Annotated in this window: 14 protein-coding genes and 1 other RNA gene; 9 read left to right on the forward strand and 6 right to left on the reverse strand. The window is 77.3% G+C overall.

Translation table 11 applies throughout. The annotated features are described in order from the left end of the window. Nucleotides 1–49 precede the first annotated feature (49 nt). Together EDC03_RS01735 and EDC03_RS01740 are read left to right on the forward strand one after the other, a co-directional pair. Complete coding sequence (locus EDC03_RS01735) at nt 50–1189, forward strand: TRAFAC clade GTPase domain-containing protein (RefSeq protein WP_123378763.1); 1140 nt, start codon at nt 50–52, stop codon at nt 1187–1189. Further along, nucleotides 1186–1530: a hypothetical protein gene (locus EDC03_RS01740; RefSeq protein ID WP_123378457.1), complete on the forward strand. Its 345-nt coding sequence runs from the start codon at nt 1186–1188 to the stop codon at nt 1528–1530. The genes EDC03_RS01735 and EDC03_RS01740 overlap by 4 nt, the downstream gene beginning before the upstream one ends. Nucleotides 1531–1546: 16 nt before the next feature. On the opposite strand, the gene EDC03_RS01745 is transcribed toward EDC03_RS01740, so the two are convergent. Next, a complete protein-coding gene (locus EDC03_RS01745) occupies nt 1547–3199 on the reverse strand; it encodes an NERD domain-containing protein (protein ID WP_123378458.1) in 1653 nt (550 codons plus the stop codon). Between the two features lie 124 nt (nt 3200–3323). Then, the gene (locus tag EDC03_RS01750; protein WP_206749989.1) at nt 3324–3989 is read right to left on the reverse strand and encodes a M15 family metallopeptidase; all 666 of its coding nucleotides are present in this window, start codon (nt 3987–3989) and stop codon (nt 3324–3326) included. Nucleotides 3990–4075: 86 nt separating this feature from the next. Here EDC03_RS01750 and EDC03_RS01755 point away from each other — a divergent pair, with 86 nt between their 5' ends. From EDC03_RS01755 to EDC03_RS01765, 3 genes are read left to right on the forward strand one after another with little or no spacing between them, the layout of a single operon-like run. Next, on the forward strand, nt 4076–4753 hold the full coding sequence (locus EDC03_RS01755; protein ID WP_123378459.1) for a response regulator transcription factor: 678 nt from the start codon (nt 4076–4078) through the stop codon (nt 4751–4753). After that, a complete protein-coding gene (locus tag EDC03_RS01760; RefSeq protein ID WP_123378460.1) occupies nt 4750–5847 on the forward strand; it encodes a sensor histidine kinase in 1098 nt (365 codons plus the stop codon). The genes EDC03_RS01755 and EDC03_RS01760 overlap by 4 nt, the downstream gene beginning before the upstream one ends. A gap of 36 nt (nt 5848–5883) precedes the next feature. Then, nucleotides 5884–7098 (forward strand): MFS transporter, encoded by a 1215-nt coding sequence (locus EDC03_RS01765; protein ID WP_199719846.1) that lies wholly within the window; start codon nt 5884–5886, stop codon nt 7096–7098. A gap of 3 nt (nt 7099–7101) precedes the next feature. Here EDC03_RS01765 and EDC03_RS01770 read toward each other — a convergent pair whose 3' ends face one another. Continuing rightward, complete coding sequence (locus tag EDC03_RS01770; RefSeq protein WP_123378461.1) at nt 7102–7407, reverse strand: hypothetical protein; 306 nt, start codon at nt 7405–7407, stop codon at nt 7102–7104. A gap of 319 nt (nt 7408–7726) precedes the next feature. On the opposite strand from EDC03_RS01770, the gene EDC03_RS01775 reads away from it, so the two are divergent. Continuing rightward, on the forward strand, nt 7727–9487 hold the full coding sequence (locus tag EDC03_RS01775; protein ID WP_422393784.1) for a glycoside hydrolase family 15 protein: 1761 nt from the start codon (nt 7727–7729) through the stop codon (nt 9485–9487). 18 nt (nt 9488–9505) lie between these two features. Here EDC03_RS01775 and EDC03_RS17430 read toward each other — a convergent pair whose 3' ends face one another. Continuing rightward, nucleotides 9506–9988, reverse strand: coding sequence for a DUF3592 domain-containing protein (locus EDC03_RS17430; RefSeq protein WP_158674162.1), 483 nt, complete (start codon nt 9986–9988; stop codon nt 9506–9508). Nucleotides 9989–10103: 115 nt separating this feature from the next. Here EDC03_RS17430 and EDC03_RS01790 point away from each other — a divergent pair, with 115 nt between their 5' ends. The 3 genes from EDC03_RS01790 to EDC03_RS01800 all read left to right on the forward strand — a co-directional run bounded on the left by EDC03_RS01790 (nt 10104) and on the right by EDC03_RS01800 (nt 13609). Then, entirely contained in the window at nt 10104–11903 is a 1800-nt protein-coding gene (locus EDC03_RS01790) for a putative bifunctional diguanylate cyclase/phosphodiesterase (RefSeq protein WP_158674163.1), read from the forward strand. A 15-nt stretch (nt 11904–11918) separates the two neighbouring features. Beyond that, nucleotides 11919–12310, forward strand: an RNA gene (gene rnpB, locus EDC03_RS01795) — RNase P RNA component class A. Nucleotides 12311–12460: 150 nt separating this feature from the next. Next, nucleotides 12461–13609: an FAD-dependent monooxygenase gene (locus tag EDC03_RS01800; RefSeq protein WP_158674164.1), complete on the forward strand. Its 1149-nt coding sequence runs from the start codon at nt 12461–12463 to the stop codon at nt 13607–13609. Nucleotides 13610–13616: 7 nt separating this feature from the next. Here EDC03_RS01800 and EDC03_RS01805 read toward each other — a convergent pair whose 3' ends face one another. Next, a complete protein-coding gene (locus EDC03_RS01805) occupies nt 13617–14513 on the reverse strand; it encodes an MBL fold metallo-hydrolase (RefSeq protein ID WP_123378465.1) in 897 nt (298 codons plus the stop codon). A gap of 145 nt (nt 14514–14658) precedes the next feature. Further along, nucleotides 14659–16488 carry an alpha/beta fold hydrolase gene (locus tag EDC03_RS01810; RefSeq protein ID WP_123378466.1) on the reverse strand — a complete coding sequence of 610 codons (1830 nt, stop codon included), beginning with the start codon at nt 16486–16488 and terminating at the stop codon, nt 14659–14661. Between the last annotated feature and the right edge of the window lie 251 nt (nt 16489–16739).

Here is a 16739-nt window from a genome sequence, read left to right on the forward strand (position 1 = left end):
CGGGCACGACCGCAGGCCCTCCGGCGGGGTGGTCCCTAAGGTGCCCGCCATGGCGGCGAAGCGGACCCTCGAGCAGCAGATCGCCGTCTTCGGCGAGAGCGGGAGCGGCAAGACCGTGCTGCTGTCGTCCTTCTACGGCGCCCTGCAGGAGCCGGCCTTCCTCGACCGCAGCGTCTACCGCGTCTCGGCCGACGACGTCGGCCAGGGCATCCGGCTCCACAGCAACTACCTCGGCATGCGCGACGACGGCCGGCGCCCCGCGCTGACCGCCTTCGCCTCCACCGCGTACCGCTTCTCCGCAACCTTCCGCGGCACGTCGCCGAAGAAGGCCGCCGTCGACGCGCTGCGGCTCGTGTGGCACGACTACCCCGGCGAGTGGTTCGCCGAGAGCCCCAGCAGCCCGACGGAGCAGCGGCGGAGGGCCGACACCTTCCGGTCCATGCTCGGGGCCGACGTCGCCCTCCTCCTCGTGGACGCCCAGCGGCTGATCGACGAGGCGGGTCAGGAGGAGAAGTACCTGAGGCTCCTGCTGACGAACATCCGGAACGGCATGCTCTCGCTCCGGGACGAGCTCCTCCCGGACGGCAAGCCGCTGCAGGACTTCCCGCGCATCTGGGTCCTCGCGCTGTCCAAGTCCGACCTCCTCCCGGACATGGACGTCTACGCCTTCCGCGACCTCGTCGTCGGGAAGGCCGGCAGCGACCTCGACGCCCTGCGCCGGGCCGTCGAGGAGCTCGTCGAGAGCACCGAGGCACTCTCCCTGGGCCAGGACTTCGTGCTGCTCTCGTCGGCTCGCTTCGACGCCGGGACCATCCGGGTCTCCGACCGCGTGGGCGTCGACCTCGTCCACCCGATGGCCGCCGTCCTCCCCCTGGAGACCCACGTGCGGTGGGCCTCCCTCAAGACGTTGCCCTCCAAGGTCGCCGACGCCCTCCTCGGGAGCGTCGACGGCATGGCCGGTGTCCTCGCCGGGCACAAGCTCCCGCTGCCCGGGCCCCTCGGCCTGCTCGTCGGGCTCCTCGGCCCCGACGTGGCCAAGGCGGCCGCCGAGCTCGCGGGCGGGAAGCTCAAGGACGCGCATGCGACCGCCCTGCGGAGGAAGGAGTACGCGGCCGCGACGCTGGCGGCCTTCAAGATGGCCCTCGAGCGGGCGGAGAAGGACAAGGTCCTGCTGCGGAGCCCCCGGTGACCTACCTGTGGGCCACGCGCGGGCGGAGCTGGGGCTTCCGGCTGCTCCGCACCGGCGGCCTCGACGACCCGTTGCCCACCTACGAGGCCGCCTTCGCCGCGGCGGCGGACGACGTCGAGGTGTGGCAGGTGACGGCTGCGGGCGGTGCGCTCCGCTTCCCCGACCCCCTGGGCCGCCGCGACCGCTCGGGTCGCGTGATCCCGCACGACTTCGTCCTGCTCGGGGGTGACGCCGCGGGGATCACCTCCGTCGAGGAGGGCCGTCGACGGCTCTGGCCCCAGGTCGAACGGGTCTTCGCCGCGGCCTACGACAGCCCGGCGCCCCCCACGCCCCGCCCGTGACCGGGGTCGCCACCGGCTAGCCCCGGTGCAGCCTCCGCACCACGCTCTCGCCGCCCACGCGGCGCACCTCCTCGACGTCACCGCACACCACGAGCAGGTCCCGTGCTCGCGACAACCCGACGTAGAGCATCTCCCGTGCCCTGGCGTCGTCCCGGAAGCCGTTGAGCGCCAGGACCACCGCCGGCCTCTCGAGTCCTTTGAAGCCGAGCACGTGGCCGTAGAAGACGTCGGCGTCCTCGGAGTCGTCCCAGAAGGAGGCCCAGTACGCGTCCTGGCCCTGTGCCTGGAGCTCCACCTGGACGTTGTGCCGGTGGTGCGTCGTCAGCAGCGCCACCGCCGACGCCGGCCACCCCTCCTCCTCGACCAGCCGCACCACCTCGTCGTCCGCCGCGGACACGGCGTCCTCCGTGGCGCACACGACGAGACGGGCGGGGACGCCGTCGCCGCCTCGCGACGTCATCCGCGTCCTCGTGAGGGTGTCGAAGGTCCCGGCGATCTGACGGGTGTTGCGGAGGTTCTCGCCGAGCGGGAACGACGGGAGGTCGACCGCAGGGCGTCCTTGCCGTGCGAAGACGCGTTGCCCCTCGTCGGTGAAGACGTAGAGGTGCCCGTGGTCCGGCGACCGGAGAGCCGCCAGGACCGCCGGCCACCAGCTGTCGGCGAAGTCCTGCGCCTCGTCGACGATGACCGCGTCGAAACGCTCGGCGAGAGGCAGCGCCTCGGCGACCTCGACCATGCGGGCGGGGAGGTGCACCTCCCAGTAGCGGCTGTCGTCGTCGGTCCCCGACGGCACCCCCCACCCGAGACCCATGCCGTGGAAGGTGCCGACGTACGCCGGCCGGTGGCGACGGGGGAAGCCCACGACGGACCGCCGCAGGTGCTCGGCCAGCCCCCGCGAGTAGCAGATGAGGGCGACGCGGTGGCCGTCCCGTGTCATCCGCCGGGCCTTCTCCAGCGCGAGCCACGTCTTGCCGCTGCCTGCTCCGCCCCGGATCTCGACCCTGGGGTGGTCAACCAGGAGGTCGAGCATCCGTCCCTGGTCCTTGGTGAGCAGGTCGCAGAAGCTCTCCCGCTCGCGGAGGGACGCCACGAGGTCCCGCTGAGGCACCGACGGTCCCTCGAGGACGTCGACCATGAGCTCGACGTCCTCGGCGGTCGGCACGACGCCGTCGGTCCGTGCGCGGTCGAGCGCGTCGCGCACACGCTCCGCGACCCACGGGAGGTCGGTGCGGTCCAGCACCATCCACCGTGGGGCATCGGTCGTGTCGTGGTCGGGCGGCAACGTTGTGGCCGGCAGCGCGACCAGGTGGACGGAGCGGAGGTCCTCGGCAAGCGGCCACCGTGGGTGCCGGCGCAGCGCCTCGCGGAGGAGGTACTTGCACGTCCGTGCCTGGTCGACGGGGTGCACGACCTTGACCCCGTCGCCGCTCGACTGACGCCACCGGCCGTCACGCCGGAACACGCTGCCGCCCTTGACCTCCATGACCGCGACGCCCACGCCCGGCCACGCGACGATGACGTCCGCCTCGCGGTCCTGCTCGCGGTCGCTGAAGCGTTGCCCGCAGACGATCACCGCGTCGTCGGGAAGCCCGTCCCTGAGGCGGTGCACGACGTCACGCTCGCTCGCGTGGGCGAAGTCCGGCTCCGCCGGCACCAGCCGCGCGGTCACGCGCGTCCCTCGGTCGTCGTCGCTGCTGCCATGGCTCCCCCGAGGCCGTCGGACGTGGTGCGCGACATCCTGCCCCGGCAGGCGGGTCGGCTGCGTCCGTCCGTGGCCGCCGGTCGGCCGCCGGTCAGGAGGCGCCGTCCGCGCGCTGCGGAGGGCACGTGCCCCCGGGCGTCGTCAGCAGCTCGTAGTGCCAGACCTCGTTGGCGTACACCTGGCACAGGCCGTGGCGGGCGCCGTGCTGCGAAATCCAGTACGCGGCGTCGGTGGGGCCGACGTCGACCGCGTCGCCGCCGACGTGCGCGGAGGTGCCCGGCGTCGCGACCCAGCGCAGCGCCTCCTCCTCGCTGCCGTACGTGCGGACGGCGTCGTCGAGCAGGTGCTCCTGGTACCCGACGCTGCGCCACCCGCTCGTGAGGAGCACCTCCACGCCGTCCTGCGCGGCGTCCGCCGTAGCCGCCCGCACCGCGGCGAGCAGCGCCGGGTCCAGGCCGGCGACGGCGGGGTGGTCGGTGTCCGCCGCCGTCACCCGTTCCCCGCCCACCCGTCCGTCCGCCCGGCCCGGCTCGCCGCGCAGCCCGGGCGGCACCGCGCCGGCCACGGCGTCGCGGACGCCGGTCCCCTCGCCCCCGGGCAGCGACGTCGCGGCGGCGACCGCCCCGGCGCCGAGCAGTGCCACGAGCACCCCGGCGACGACCGCGCGACGGCGGCCCCACGGCGGACGGCGCCCCTCCGGCGGGACGTCGGCGACGGGCACGGGACGGTCGGCACGGGGTCGGGCGTGGCTGCTCACGACGGCAGGTCACCGCACCGGGTGTTGCGCGGGCGTCTGCCCGGCAGCAGACACGGGCGCAACACCGGGCTGCCTACCGTGGGCCCGTGCGGGTGCTGGTGGTCGAGGACGAGCCCTACCTGGCGGAGGCGGTGCGCGACGGGCTCCGCCTGGCGGCCGTCCCGGCGGACGTCGCCCCCGACGGCGCGCGCGCCCTGGAGATGCTGCGGGAGAACCGGTACGACGTCGTCGTGCTCGACCGCGACCTGCCGGTCGTCCCGGGCGACGAGGTCGCCCGCGTCGTCGCCGCGACGCCGGACGGGCCCCGGGTGCTCATGCTCACCGCGGCGGACCGCCTGGACGACAAGGCCTCCGGCTTCGCCCTCGGGGCGGACGACTACCTCGTCAAGCCCTTCGCGATGCGCGAGCTCGTCCTCCGGGTGCGGGCGGTGGCCCGGCGCGCCGGCCCCGGGCGGCCGCCGGTCCTCGAGGCGGAGGGCGTCCGCCTCGACCCCTTCCGCCGCGAGGTCCACCGCGAGGGCCACCACGTCCCGCTGACCCGCAAGCAGTTCGCCGTCCTCGAGGTCCTCATGGCCGCGGACGGCGGCGTCGTCAGCGCCGAGGACCTCCTCGAGCAGGCCTGGGACGCGCACGCCGACCCCTTCACCGGGGCCGTCCGCGTGACCATGTCGACGTTGCGCTCGCGGCTGGGCGCCCCCGCCGTCATCCACACCGTCACGGGCGTCGGCTACCGCTTCGGCGGCCCCGCCGCGCCGGCACCGTGACGACCTGCGCGGCGGCGCGGCCGGTCCGACGTCGAGCACCCGGGCTCCGCGCCCGACTGGCGCTCAGCTACGCGGGCGTCGCCCTCGTCGCCGGCCTGGTCCTCGCCGGCGTCCTCCTCGTCGTCCTGCGGTACGTCCCGGACGAGCACCTCGCCGTGCTCGACGGCGGCGGCTTCGCGCCCAGCCGGGGCGACCTCGTCACCGCGGCGCTCCCCCTCGTCGGGGCGGGCCTCGCCGGGCTCGTCGTCCTCGGGCTCGCGTGCGGCTGGGTCGTCGCCGGCCGGGTCCTGCGACCGCTCGAGGCGGTGGCGCTCGCGGCACGGCGGGCCGCCGACGGGTCCCTCTCCCACCGGGTGCGCCTGCCCGGGCCCGACGACGAGCTGCGGCGCCTCGCCGACGACGTCGACCAGATGCTCGAGCGGCTCGAGACGGCCTTCGAGGAGCAACGCCGCTTCACCGCCAACGCCTCCCACGAGCTCCGGACGCCGACCGCCGCGGTGCGGGCCGTCGTCGAGGTGGCGCGGGCCGACCCGGCGGGCCGTGACGTCGACGAGGTGCTGGCCAGGGTCGCCGAGCTCACCGACCGCTCGGCGGCGACGCTGGAGGCCCTGCTGCAGCTGGCCCGCGCCGAGCGGGGCGTGGTGGGCCGCGAGCCGTGCGACCTCGTCGAGGTCCTCGAGGACGCGCTCGTCGAGGCCGGCGGCGACCTCGAGGTGCTCGTCGACGTCCCGCCCGGGCCCGTCCGCGTCCTCGGTGACCGCGCCCTGCTGGACCGGCTCGCGGGCAACCTCGTCCGCAACGCCCGGGTCCACAACCTGCCGACCGGCGGGACGGTGTGGGCGGCCGTCGAGACCGGGCCAGCGGGGGTCGTCCTCCGTGTCGCCAGCACCGGGGCGCCGCTCGACCCGGTCACGGTCGACGGGCTCGCGCGGCCCTTCGTCCGTGGTGCGGGCCGCGTCGCGGGGGACGGCGGCAGCGGGCTCGGCCTCGCCGTCGTCGCGTCGGTGGCGCGGGCCCACGGCGCCCGCCTGGCGCTCGCGGCCAGGCCCGGCGGCGGGCTCGACGTGCGCGTCACGTTCCCCTCCACCGGCTGAGGCCCCGCCCGGGGCGGCGTGCGGCACCATGCCGCCGTGACGACCCGGGAGGCACGCAGGCCGCTCGTCGTCCTCGCCGCCGCCACCGCGCTGGCCATGGGCGTGTGGTTCTCGACGTCGGCCGTCGTCCCCCAGCTCGTCGCCGCCTGGGACCTGCGCCCCACCGGCGCCGCGCTGCTCACGGTCGCCGTCCAGCTCGGCTTCGTCGCCGGGGCGCTCCTGTCGGCCGGCACGGGCCTCGCCGACGCGGTGCCGGCCCGCCGGCTCGTCGCCGTCGGCGCCCTCGGCGCCGGGGCGGCCAACGCCGCGCTGCTCCTCGCCGACGGCCTCGGCGTCGCCCTCGCCGCGCGGGCGGTCACCGGGGCCCTCCTCGCCCTCGTCTACCCCTCCGCCCTCAAGGAGGTCGCCACGTGGTCGCGGCGGCGGCGCGGGAGGGCGATGGGCGCCATGGTCGGCGCCCTCACCCTCGGCACCGCGCTGCCGCACGTCGTGGCCGGGGTGGCCGCGCTCGGCGGCGGGACGACGCCGTCCCCCGCCGTCCCGTGGCAGGGGGTCGTCGTCGGCACGAGCGTCCTGGCCCTCGTCGGGGGGCTGCTCGCCCTCACGCTGCGGCGCTCCGGCCCCCACGCCCGACCCCCCGCGGCCTTCGACCGCCGGGCGGCGCTGGCCGCGCTGCGACGCCGTCCGGTGGTCCTCGCCGTCGCCGCCTACGCCGGTCACATGTGGGAGCTGTACGCGATGTGGGCATGGGTCGGGGCCCTCGTCGGGACGCTCGGCGTCGTCGGCGCGGGCGGCACCCCGTGGCTCACGGCCGCCGCCGTCGCGGCCGGTGCGCCGGGGTGCCTCCTCGTCGGCGCCCTCGGCGACCGCGTCGGGCGGCCCCGCGCCGTCCTCGTCTGCGTCGCCGGCTCCGTCACGGCCGCGGTCGCCCTCGCCGTCCTGCGGGGCGGGCCGGGGTGGCTCCTCGTCGCCCTCCTGCTGGCGTGGGGCTTCTGGGTCGTGGCCGACTCCGCGCAGCTGTCGGCGCTCGTCACCGAGCGGGCCGACCCCGACCTCGTCGGCGGCGCCGTCGCCGTCCAGATGGCCGTCGGCTACCTCACGACCGCCGTCACGGTGTGGCTCGTCCCCGTCGTCGTCGCGGCCGCCTCGTGGTCGGCCGCCCTCGTCGTGCTCGCGGCCGGCTCGGTCCTGGGCGGCGCCGCCCTCGTCGTCCTCCTGCGGGACGAGCGGCGGGCCGCCGTCGCCGCCTGAGCCTCAGGCCGCCGCGAGCCAGAGCAGCGGGACGACGACGAGGAGCCCGACGACGAGCGCCCCCAGCGCGAGGACGCCGAGCAGGCACCAGCCCAGCACCTCGCCCGCGCGCGCCACCTCGGCGCCGGGCAGCCCCTCCGAGAGGCAGCGGCGCCGGGCGGAGCGGCCGAGGACGACGCCGAGGACGGGCCCGACGACGGGCAGCACCAGCGGCAGCACGACCGCGAGCAGCGCCTCGGCCGGCGTCCCCGCCGGCGCGCGCGAGACCACGAGCGCCGCGACGGGCGCGCGCAGCAGCGGGGTGGGCATGCCCCAGGGTGCGCCGAGCGCCCGGGTCGTCGTGCCCCGCAGCGGGTCCGCGGGCGGCGGCTCACCCGTCCGGCCCAGCCCGGGCGGCGGCGCCCGTCCCCGCGCGGGTCGCCGGACGGGCCCCGCGCGGCGACGATGCGGTGTGACCCCCGACGACCGGTCGAGCAGCGGCCGCCCCTCCCCCACGACCGCCCGGCTCGAGAGCGGGCGGGCGGACCTCTCCCGAGCCGGCGCCGGGCGCAGCGAGGCCCTCTTCTGGCGGAACCGGGGCGGCGGGGCGAGCGCCGTCACCGAGCGGGACGACGCGGGGTACGCGGACCTGCGCAGCTACGCGGCCATCGGCGACGGGCGCACCGTGGCCCTCGTGGCCCGGGACGGCTGCGTCGACTGGATGCCGCTGCCGGACATGGACTCCCCGCCCGCCTTCGCGGCGCTCCTCGACGCCGAGGGCGGTGGGCGCGTGAGCCTCGCCCCCGTCGAGGACTTCACCGTCGAGCGCGCGTACGTCGAGCACACCAACGTCCTCACGACGACGTTCCGCACGGCCTCCGGCGTCGTCCGCGTCACCGACGCCCTCAACACGGGCATGGCCGGCCGGCTGCCCTGGGCCGAGCTGGCGCGCCGGGTCGAGGGCCTCGAGGGCTCGGTGCGCCTGCGCGCCGAGGTGCGTCCCGGCACCTGCCTGGGCACGGCCTCCCCGTGGGTGCAGCGGACGGCGCACGGCGCGGTCCTGCGCGTCGACGGGCTCACCCTGGCGGTCGTCACGGGCGGCGAGGACGGCCGCGAGGACGACGAGCGGCACATCGCCGTCGACTACGTCACCTCGCCCGGGTCGCGCCACGTCCTCGGCGTCGTCGCCACCGAGCGCGAGCCGCTGTACCTGCCGCGCGCCGACGACGTCGACGCGGGCCTCGACCGCACCGTCGAGAACTGGACGCGCTGGACGCACGACTTCTACTGGGACGGGCCGTGGGACGAGGCGGTGCGCCGCAGCGCCCTCGCGCTCAAGCTGCTCCTGTACTCGCCGACGGGCGCCGTCGTCGCTGCCCCGACCACGTCGCTGCCGGAGGACCCGGGCGGGGGCAAGAACTGGGACTACCGCTACGCGTGGGTCCGCGACATGGCGTACACGCTGCGAGCGCTGTTCCGCTTCGGCCTGCGCGAGGAGGTCCACGGCGCCATCAGCTGGCTGCTCGGGACCATCCGCGACCACGGCCCCGAGCCGCAGGTCTTCTACACGCTGTGCGGCGAGCTCCCGGGCGGGCACTCCGAGCGCGACGTCCCCGGCTACCGCGGCGTCGGGCCGGTCACGAGCGGCAACGCGGCGGCGGACCAGCTCCAGCTCGGCGTCTACGGCGACCTCTTCACCGTCGTCCGGCTCTACGTCGAGCACGGCAACGTCCTCGACGCCGACACGGGCCGGATGCTCGCCGGGGTCGCCGACATCGCCTGCGACCGGTGGCAGCAGAAGGACGCCGGCATGTGGGAGCTCCACGACGAGCAGCACTACACGACGAGCAAGCTCGGCTGCTGGGAGGCGCTGACCGGCGCCGTGCGCCTCGCCGAGCTGGGCCAGGTCCCCGGCGACCCGGCCCGGTGGCGTGCCGAGGCCGACCGGATCCGCGCGTGGGTCGACGAGCACTGCTGGTCGGAGGAGAAGGGCGCCTACCTCTGGTACCCGGGCAGCGACGGGCTCGACGCCTCGATCCTGCTCCACGCCATCAGCGGCTTCGACCGCGGCGAGCGCATGAGCCGCACCCTCGACGCGCTGCGCGCCGAGCTGGGCCACGGGCCGCACCTCTACCGCTACAGCGGGATGGCCGGCGAGGAGGGCACCTTCGTCGCCTGCTCGTTCTGGATGGCCTCGGCGCTGCACCTCGTCGGCCGCCGGGACGAGGCCCGGGCCCTCATGGACGAGCTCGTCGGCGAGGCCAACGACGTCGGGATCATGGCCGAGATGGTCGACCCGGTGACGGGCGACTTCCTCGGGAACCTCCCGCAGGCGCTGAGCCACCTCGCCCTCGTCGGGACGGCGATCACGCTCGCCGACGGCGAGGACGCCATCCCGCGCGTCGGCTGACGGGCGCGGCCGTCGGCGTCAGACCAGCGCGGCCGCCGTCGCGACGGCGAGCGCGCCGCCGACGACGACGAGCGCCGCCCCCACGAGGGCGGTGCGCAGCGGCGACGGGTCGGCGTCCACCCCGGCCGGCGGCCCCAGGACGCGCGCGTGCTCGGGGTCGTCCGGGTCGTGCACCAGCCGGACGGGCGTGCGCTCGACCCAGCGGCCCGTCGTCGTCGGCCCGGCGACGGTCTCGACCCGACGGCCCTGCGCGGTCGTGAAGGCGACGACCGGCCGGTAGGCCGAGGGGGCGTCGGGCCCCCGCCCGCGGCGGTGGATCTGCACGTCGACGACGACGCCCGGCACCTCCGCCCCCCGGGCGTCGAGGTCCGCCCGGCGGCGGCGCGCCCGGGCCGCCCGCGCGAGGCGCAGGACGCCGACCGCGACGACCGCGAGCCCCGCGAGGAGCCCGAGGAGGGGGACGGCGAGCGCGAGGGCGCCACCGCCCGAGGAGGTCTCCACGCCGCCAGCCTCGCACGCCGTCGGGTGACGGCCCTCCGCCGTTCGGGGGCGGTGCCTCAGACCCCGTCCTCCCCCCGCCGACAGGGCAGAGGTGGAGGCAGGAGCGTGGCGCCGGGTGCCCGAGGTGGCGACCCCGCACGCGGTCGGGAGCGCCATCGGCGTGCTCTTCGGCGCGGGCGGCCTCGCGGGCCTCGTCGTCGCCGCCGGCCTCGACCCGGCCGCGGTCCTGCCGCGCGCCGTCGTCGGCGTCGTCAGCGCCGCGGCGGTGGTCGTCGGGGCCGTCGTGTGGCGCCTGCGCGCCGACTTCCCCGTCCGCGCCTCGCACCCGCTCGTCCTCGCCGGCGTCGCCCTCATCACGACCGCGGTCGTCGTCGCCCCGACGGGGGCGGACGCACTGGCGCTGGCGGCGGTCTACACCTTCCTCGCGGTCGACGCCTTCGTCTTCTTCGCGCCCCGGACCGCGGTGGCCCACCTCGCGGTCTGCCTGGCGGCCGCGACGGGCGCGGTCGTCGTGCACCCCGACCTCACGCCCGGCCACGCGCTGGCGCTCGACGTCGTCCTCGTGGCGATCGCCGTCGTCGTGGGCGTCCTCGCGAGGAAGGCCTCCCGCGCCAGCGTCGACGCCCTGACCGGACTGCCGAACCGGCGCGGGGTCGACCAGGCGCTCGAGCGCCTCGCCCGCGCCGCCGAGCGGTCCGGCGGCACCCTCGCGGTGGCGCTGCTCGACCTCGACCACTTCAAGGAGGTCAACGACGGCGGCGGGCACGCGGCCGGCGACGCGCTCCTGCGCGAGACGGCGACCCGCTGGCGCCGCCTGCTGCCCGAGGCCGCCGTCCTCGGCCGCACGGGCGGCGACGAGTTCGCCGTCGTGCTGCCCGGCGCGCCGACGGCGGAGCTGGCGCTGCTCCTCGCCGCCCTCGTCCGCGACGAGCGCAGCCCGGCGTCCGCGGGGATCGCCCTCTGGTCCCCGCCGGAGAGCCCGTGGGACGCGGTGCGCCGCGCCGACGGGGCGCTGTACCGCGCCAAGCGCGCCGGCCGCGGCCGCTGCGAGACGGCCGTCGTCGACCCGCTGGAGGAGTCGATGGCCGAGGACCTGCTCGTGGCGGTCCGCACGGGCGGGCTCGCGGTGCACTACCAGCCGGTCGTGGCCGCCGAGGACGGCCGGCTCGTCGGCGTCGAGGCCCTCGCCCGCTGGACGCACCCGGTGCGCGGGCGGGTCGGCCCTGACGTCTTCGTCGCCGTCGCGGAGCGGCACGGCTTCGTCGGCGAGCTCGGCACCGCCGTGCTCCGGCAGGCGTGCCGCGAGCTGGCGGCCCTGCCGGGGGCCGTCGACGCCGGGGTCTCCCTCGCCGTCAACGTCTCGGGGCTCGAGCTCGTCGAGACGGGCTACGTGCGTCGTCTCGGCGAGGTGCTGCGCGGGACCGGCTGGCCCGCCCACCTGCTCGTCCTCGAGGTCACCGAGTCGGTCGTCGAGGGCGACGCGGCGCGGGCGCTCTCGACGCTCGCGGACGCCCGGGCGCTCGGCGTGCGGGTCGCCGTCGACGACTTCGGCACCGGGTACTCGGCCCTCAGCCGTCTCGACCACCTCCGCGCGGCCTACCTCAAGCTCGACGCCACCTTCACGGCCACCGTCCACACGAGCGAGCGCCGCACCCAGCTGGTGCGGGCCGTCACGGCGCTGAGCCGGACCCTCGGGCTCGGCGTCGTCGCCGAGGGCGTCGAGACGCCCGACCAGGCACGGCTCCTCGCCGACCTCGGGTGCGACTACCTCCAGGGCTACCACCTCGGCCGCCCGGAGCCGGTGGCCGCGCTCGCGGCCCGGATGGCCGGCGCGGCCGCGCCCCGGGTGCCCGACCAGCGCACGGGCACCGCCCGCGCGACGGCGGGGTCGTCGGGCGCTCCCGCGGAGGTCTAGCCTTTCCCCCGCGGACGAGTCGGCTGGGCGGCCGCGTCGTCGTCCTCCGGGACGGCGCCGAGGAACGTCCGGGCTCCGCAGGGCAGGGTGGTGGGTAACGCCCACCCGGGGTGACCCGCGGGACAGTGCCACAGAGAGAAGACCGCCACGGACCGTCCTCGGACGGCCCGCGGTAAGGGTGAAACGGTGGTGCAAGAGACCACCAGCACCCCCGGTGACGGGGGTGGCTCGGCAAACCCCACCCGGAGCAAGACCAGACAGGCAGCGTCCGAGGGCGGCCCGCCCGAGCTGCCGGGTAGGTCGCTGGAGGCGTGCGGCGACGTACGCCCGAGATGGATGGTCGCCCCCTCGCCAGTGCCGGTGACGGCGGCGGGGGACAGAACCCGGCGTACAGGCCGGCTCGTCCGCACACGAGCCCCCGGCGGGCGCAGGGCCGCAGGAGCGAGCGCGGTCGCCGCTGCGCGGCGAGCCGCCGACCTGCGGTCACGCGGCGTGCCCGAGACTTGCCCCTGCGTCCTTGCGCACCCGCCGTCGTCGTCGCCCCGAGGAGCTCTCACGTGCCCCCGACCTCCCCCCGCGTGGTCGTCGTCGGCGCGGGCGTCGGCGGCCTCGCCGCCGCCGTCGCGCTGGCGGCCCACGGCCACGAGGTCCGGGTCGTCGAGGAGGCGCCCGCCGTGCGGGCGGGCGGCGGCGCCGTGACGCTCTGGCCGGGCGCCGTCGCCGTCCTGGCCGGCCTCGGGGTCGACGTCGTGCCGCTCGGCCGGCCGCTCACCGCGATGGAGCGCCACGCCGCCGACGGGTCGCCCCAGCTCCGGCTCGACCTCGCCCGCGCCGCGCGGCGCGCCGGCTCCCCCGTCGTCACGGTGCCCCGCGGCCGGCTCGTCGAGGCGCTCGCCGCGGCCGCGACGGAGGCGGGCGTCGTCGTCCGCACGGGCGCCGGCGTCGCCGCCCTCACCGGCCGCCAGGGCGAGGGCGCCGGCGTCGCCCTCGCCGACGGGGACGTCGAGGTGGCGGACGTCGTCGTCGGCGCCGACGGCGCCCGATCCGCGGTCCGGCGGGTGCTGCACGGCGACCCGATCGTCCTCGGCCCCGGCACCACGTGGCAGCCGCCGCCCGCGCCCACCGGCACGGCGGTCGACGACGGCGCCACGTGCGTGCTCGTCGTGGGCCCCGCGGGCATGGTCGGTCTCAACCCGTGCGGCGGCGGACGCACCCAGGTGTGGTGGGACGTCCGCACCCCGCTGCCCGGCGACGACGACCCCCGCGCCGCCCTGCGCGAGCGCTTCGGCGGGTACCGCTCCCCCGCCGCCCGGGCCGCCCTCGACCTGCTCGACGACCCCCACCTGCCCCTGCTGCCCTACCCGCGGGCGGCCTACCGGGTGCACCGGCCCTGGGGGCGGGGCGCTGTCACCCTCCTCGGCGACGCCGCCCACGCCGTCCCCCCGTCGCTGGCGCAGGGCACCAACCAGGCGCTGCTCGACGCCGCGGCCCTCGCCCGCCACCTGCCGCACCCCGACGGTCCCGTGGCCGGGCTGCGGGCGTACGAGCACGACGCCGGGCGGCGCGCCCGCGTCGTCAGCGCCCTCTCGCGCGCCGAGCTGACGGGCCGCGACGCCCCGACCCCGCTCCTGCGGGCCGTGCCGGGCGCCGCCGTCCGCGCGGGGCTCGGCGCGTGGATGCGGGCCTCGGGCAGCCGCGCCTCCTGAGCCTCCCTCACGGCACGAGCGAGACCGTCTCCCCCCGCCCGACGACCCGCAGCTGCCCGGGCATCCCTCCGCGCGAGGCCCGCAGCCCCCACTCGTCGGTGAAGTGCCCGAGGGCGGAGCGGAAGACGGTGTAGTCGTCGTGGTGGACGGGCACGGTCACGCGCGGCTCGAGCATCTGGACGACGTCGGCGCCCTGCTTGGCGTCCATCGTCACGAGCAGCCCCAGCACCCGCGTCCCGCCCAGGTGGAGCACCGCGGCGTCGAGCGGCCCGCAGCGGCCCGTCACCTGCCGGAGGAACTCGCGGCGGAGGGTGTCGCCGCTGACCCAGAGCCGGTGGACGAGCTCGTCGCCGCGGAAGAGCTCGTGGACGGTCCCCATGACGTCGGGCAGCAGGCGCGCCACGGGACCGGGCCCGTGGGTGCCGGGCGTGCTCGTGATCCGCAACGTCCAGCCGTCCCGGTGCATCTCGGTGCTCGTCCACGTCGCGAGCTCGGCCGCTCCCCCGAAGCCCCAGCGCTGCAGGCGGTCCGCCGCCGGCCCGGTCGTCACGACGGGGAGGTCGCGCGCCAGGCCGCGGCGCGCGACCCGGTCGAAGTGGTCGCCGTGGAGGTGGCTCAGCACGACGGCGTCGAGCGGCGGCAGCTCGTCGACCTGCAGCGCCGGCTCGGAGAGGCGCTTGCTGACGAGGCCGTGGCCGAGCCAGGCGCGCTGGCCGCGGTGGAGGAAGTTCGGGTCGGTGAGCAGGGTGAAGGGGCCGAGCTCGAGCAGCGTCGTCGCCGTCCCGACGAAGGTCAGCCGGGCCACCGGCTCGTCCCCGCCCTCGGTCCACGGGCGCGGCAGCACCGCCCGGCCCCGCGTCGTGCCCTGCGCGCCGTCCCTGCCGTGCCCCGCCGTCGACGTCATGACGTCCCCTCGCTGGCGCGAGGACGCCGTGGCTCCACGTCCCGCACCGCCCACGCTGGGCGACGCGGCCGCCCGCGGCAACCGCGCGCGACGACGCCCCCGGTCCGCGGCGGGACCGGGGGCGTCGTCGGGACGTGCGCGCGGGTCAGCGGCTGCCGGTGAGGACGGCCGTGCGCGCGAGCGCCTCCCGCGCGGCGGCGGCGACGGCGTCGTCGTCCGCCGCGAGCGCGCGGGCCTGCAGCGGGGCGACGGCCAGCGGCGGGAAGGCCGGGACGTCCTGCCCGCAGACCGCGCCGCTCGCGGGCGCCTCGACGTCGACGAGGTAGCGGGTGACGAGCGCGTCGGCGCAGGCGCTGAGCCCGATCGTCGTGTGCCCGACGCCCTCGACGGTGAGCAGCCGGCCGTCGGGGAAGGACGCCGCGTACGGGGCGGTGAAGTCGTACGCCGTGGCCGGGTCCGACGTCGTGCCCGCGACGAGGACGGGGATCTCGGTGTCCTGGTCCCACGGGCCGAGGTAGGCGTCCGGGTCCTCCGCGCCGAGGCCCTCGCACTGCACGCCCACCCAGGCGCGGAAGCGGCCGAAGTGGGGCGCGACCTCGTCCTGGGCCTCGGCGAGGGGGGCGTAGGCGGCGCGGCTGCCCGGGCGCGCCGTCTCGGCGCAGAGGCTCGCGTAGGCACCGCCGATGGAGGGGTACTCCTCGCCGACCCGACCGGCGAGCGAGGGGGCGGCACCGCGGGTCGCCGTCAGGCCGGCGTCCTCGAGCGCCGCCAGCACGGCGCCGGTGCGGACGAGGGCCCGCTCGCGCTCCTCGGGCGTGGTGCCTGCCTGCTGCAGGACGAAGACCTCGGCGAGGGTCTGGTCGACGAGCGTGAAGGTCGCGGGGTTGTAGAGCAGCGTGAAGACCGTCGCCACGGTCGTCGCGTAGTCGAGCACGACGGGCTCGCCCTCGACCGGGATGGTCAGCGGCTCCTCGCGCAGGCCCTGCAGCGCCGCCTCGGCGACCTCGGCCGGGTCGCCGAGCTGCGCGAGGTAGCAGCCCTCGGGGCCGGCCTCGGCGCAGAGGCGCAGCAGCTCGTCGAAGGTCTCGCTCGCGGCGACGCCCTGGCCGGTACGGACGCCGACGGAGAGCGGGTCGCGGCCGCTCGGGTCGCCGACCCACGTGGCCGGGTCGAGGGTCCCGTCGATGAAGAGGGCTCGCGCCCGGGTCGGGAAGAGCTTGGCGTAGGTCGCCCCGAGGACGGAGCCGTAGCTGTAGCCGGCGTAGGTGAGGCCCTCGTCGCCGACGGCCTGGCGCAGCAGGTCCATGTCACGCGCGACGTTGGCCGTGGAGCTGGAGTCGAGGCGCTCGGACGACGTGGCACCGCAGCGCGACGTCAGGCGTGCGTTCGACGCGAGGAAGGGGGCGACCTCGGCGTCGGCGACCGGGAAGGCGATCGGTGCCTGCTGGAGGAGGAAGTCGGTCTCGGCCTGCGCCGTGCGGAAGCACGTGGCGGGCGTCGACCGGCCGACCCCCCGCGGGTCGAAGCCGAGGACGTCGAAGCGGGCGCGGACCTCGGGGGTGTACGCGACCGCCGCGCTCTGCTGGACGAAGTCGACGCCCGAGCCACCGGGACCACCAGGGTTCGTGAAGAGGGTGCCGATGCGCTGCGCGGGGTCGGACGCCGGCAGGCGGGTCAGCGCGACGGTGCTCGTGAGCCCGTCCGGACGGTCGTAGTCCTCGGGCACCTCGACGGTGGCGCACTCGAAAGCCGCGAGCGCGGGGACCGGCGCCCCGTCGGGGCCGGTGCAGGCGGCCCAGTCGATCTCGGGCACCGGCGCGCTGACACCCCCGGTGGCGAGGTCGGCGGCGGGCGCGGACGGGGCGGCCGGCGTCGTGGCGGCCGTGGTCGGCGACGCGACCACGAGCGAGACGACGACCGCGGCCACACCCCCGGCGGCGGCGGCGCGACGGCGCGGGCTGGGCTGACGGGACATGCGGGTCTCCTCGGGACGGGGACGACGGCGCCCGCGACGCTAGGGCCGCCGTCGTGCCCGGTGCGTCCCCTTGTGGGGGGACCCGCGCCTCCGCCCGGAGGGGGACCCGACCCGCCGCCCGTGGCCGTGCGGCGTCCTTCCGGGGCGTCCAGTCGGCACTTCGGCGCCCATCTGCCGCCCGAGCGGCACTCTGACGGCACTTCGGCGCCCATCTGCCACCTGATCGGCACCCTGACGGCACTTCGGCGCAC

Source organism: Pseudokineococcus lusitanus (genome assembly GCF_003751265.1).
Taxonomy (GTDB): domain Bacteria; phylum Actinomycetota; class Actinomycetes; order Actinomycetales; family Quadrisphaeraceae; genus Pseudokineococcus; species Pseudokineococcus lusitanus.

What these genes read in the sequence shown, in the direction of transcription:
- EDC03_RS01735 (WP_123378763.1), top strand. Translation starts at nt 50, where the DNA reads ATGGCGGCGAAGCGGACCCTCGAGCAGCAGATCGCCGTCTTCGGCGAG.
- EDC03_RS01770 (WP_123378461.1), bottom strand. Translation starts at nt 7,407, where the DNA reads ATGCCCACCCCGCTGCTGCGCGCGCCCGTCGCGGCGCTCGTGGTCTCG.
- EDC03_RS01805 (WP_123378465.1), bottom strand. Translation starts at nt 14,513, where the DNA reads ATGACGTCGACGGCGGGGCACGGCAGGGACGGCGCGCAGGGCACGACG.
- EDC03_RS01810 (WP_123378466.1), bottom strand. Translation starts at nt 16,488, where the DNA reads ATGTCCCGTCAGCCCAGCCCGCGCCGTCGCGCCGCCGCCGCCGGGGGT.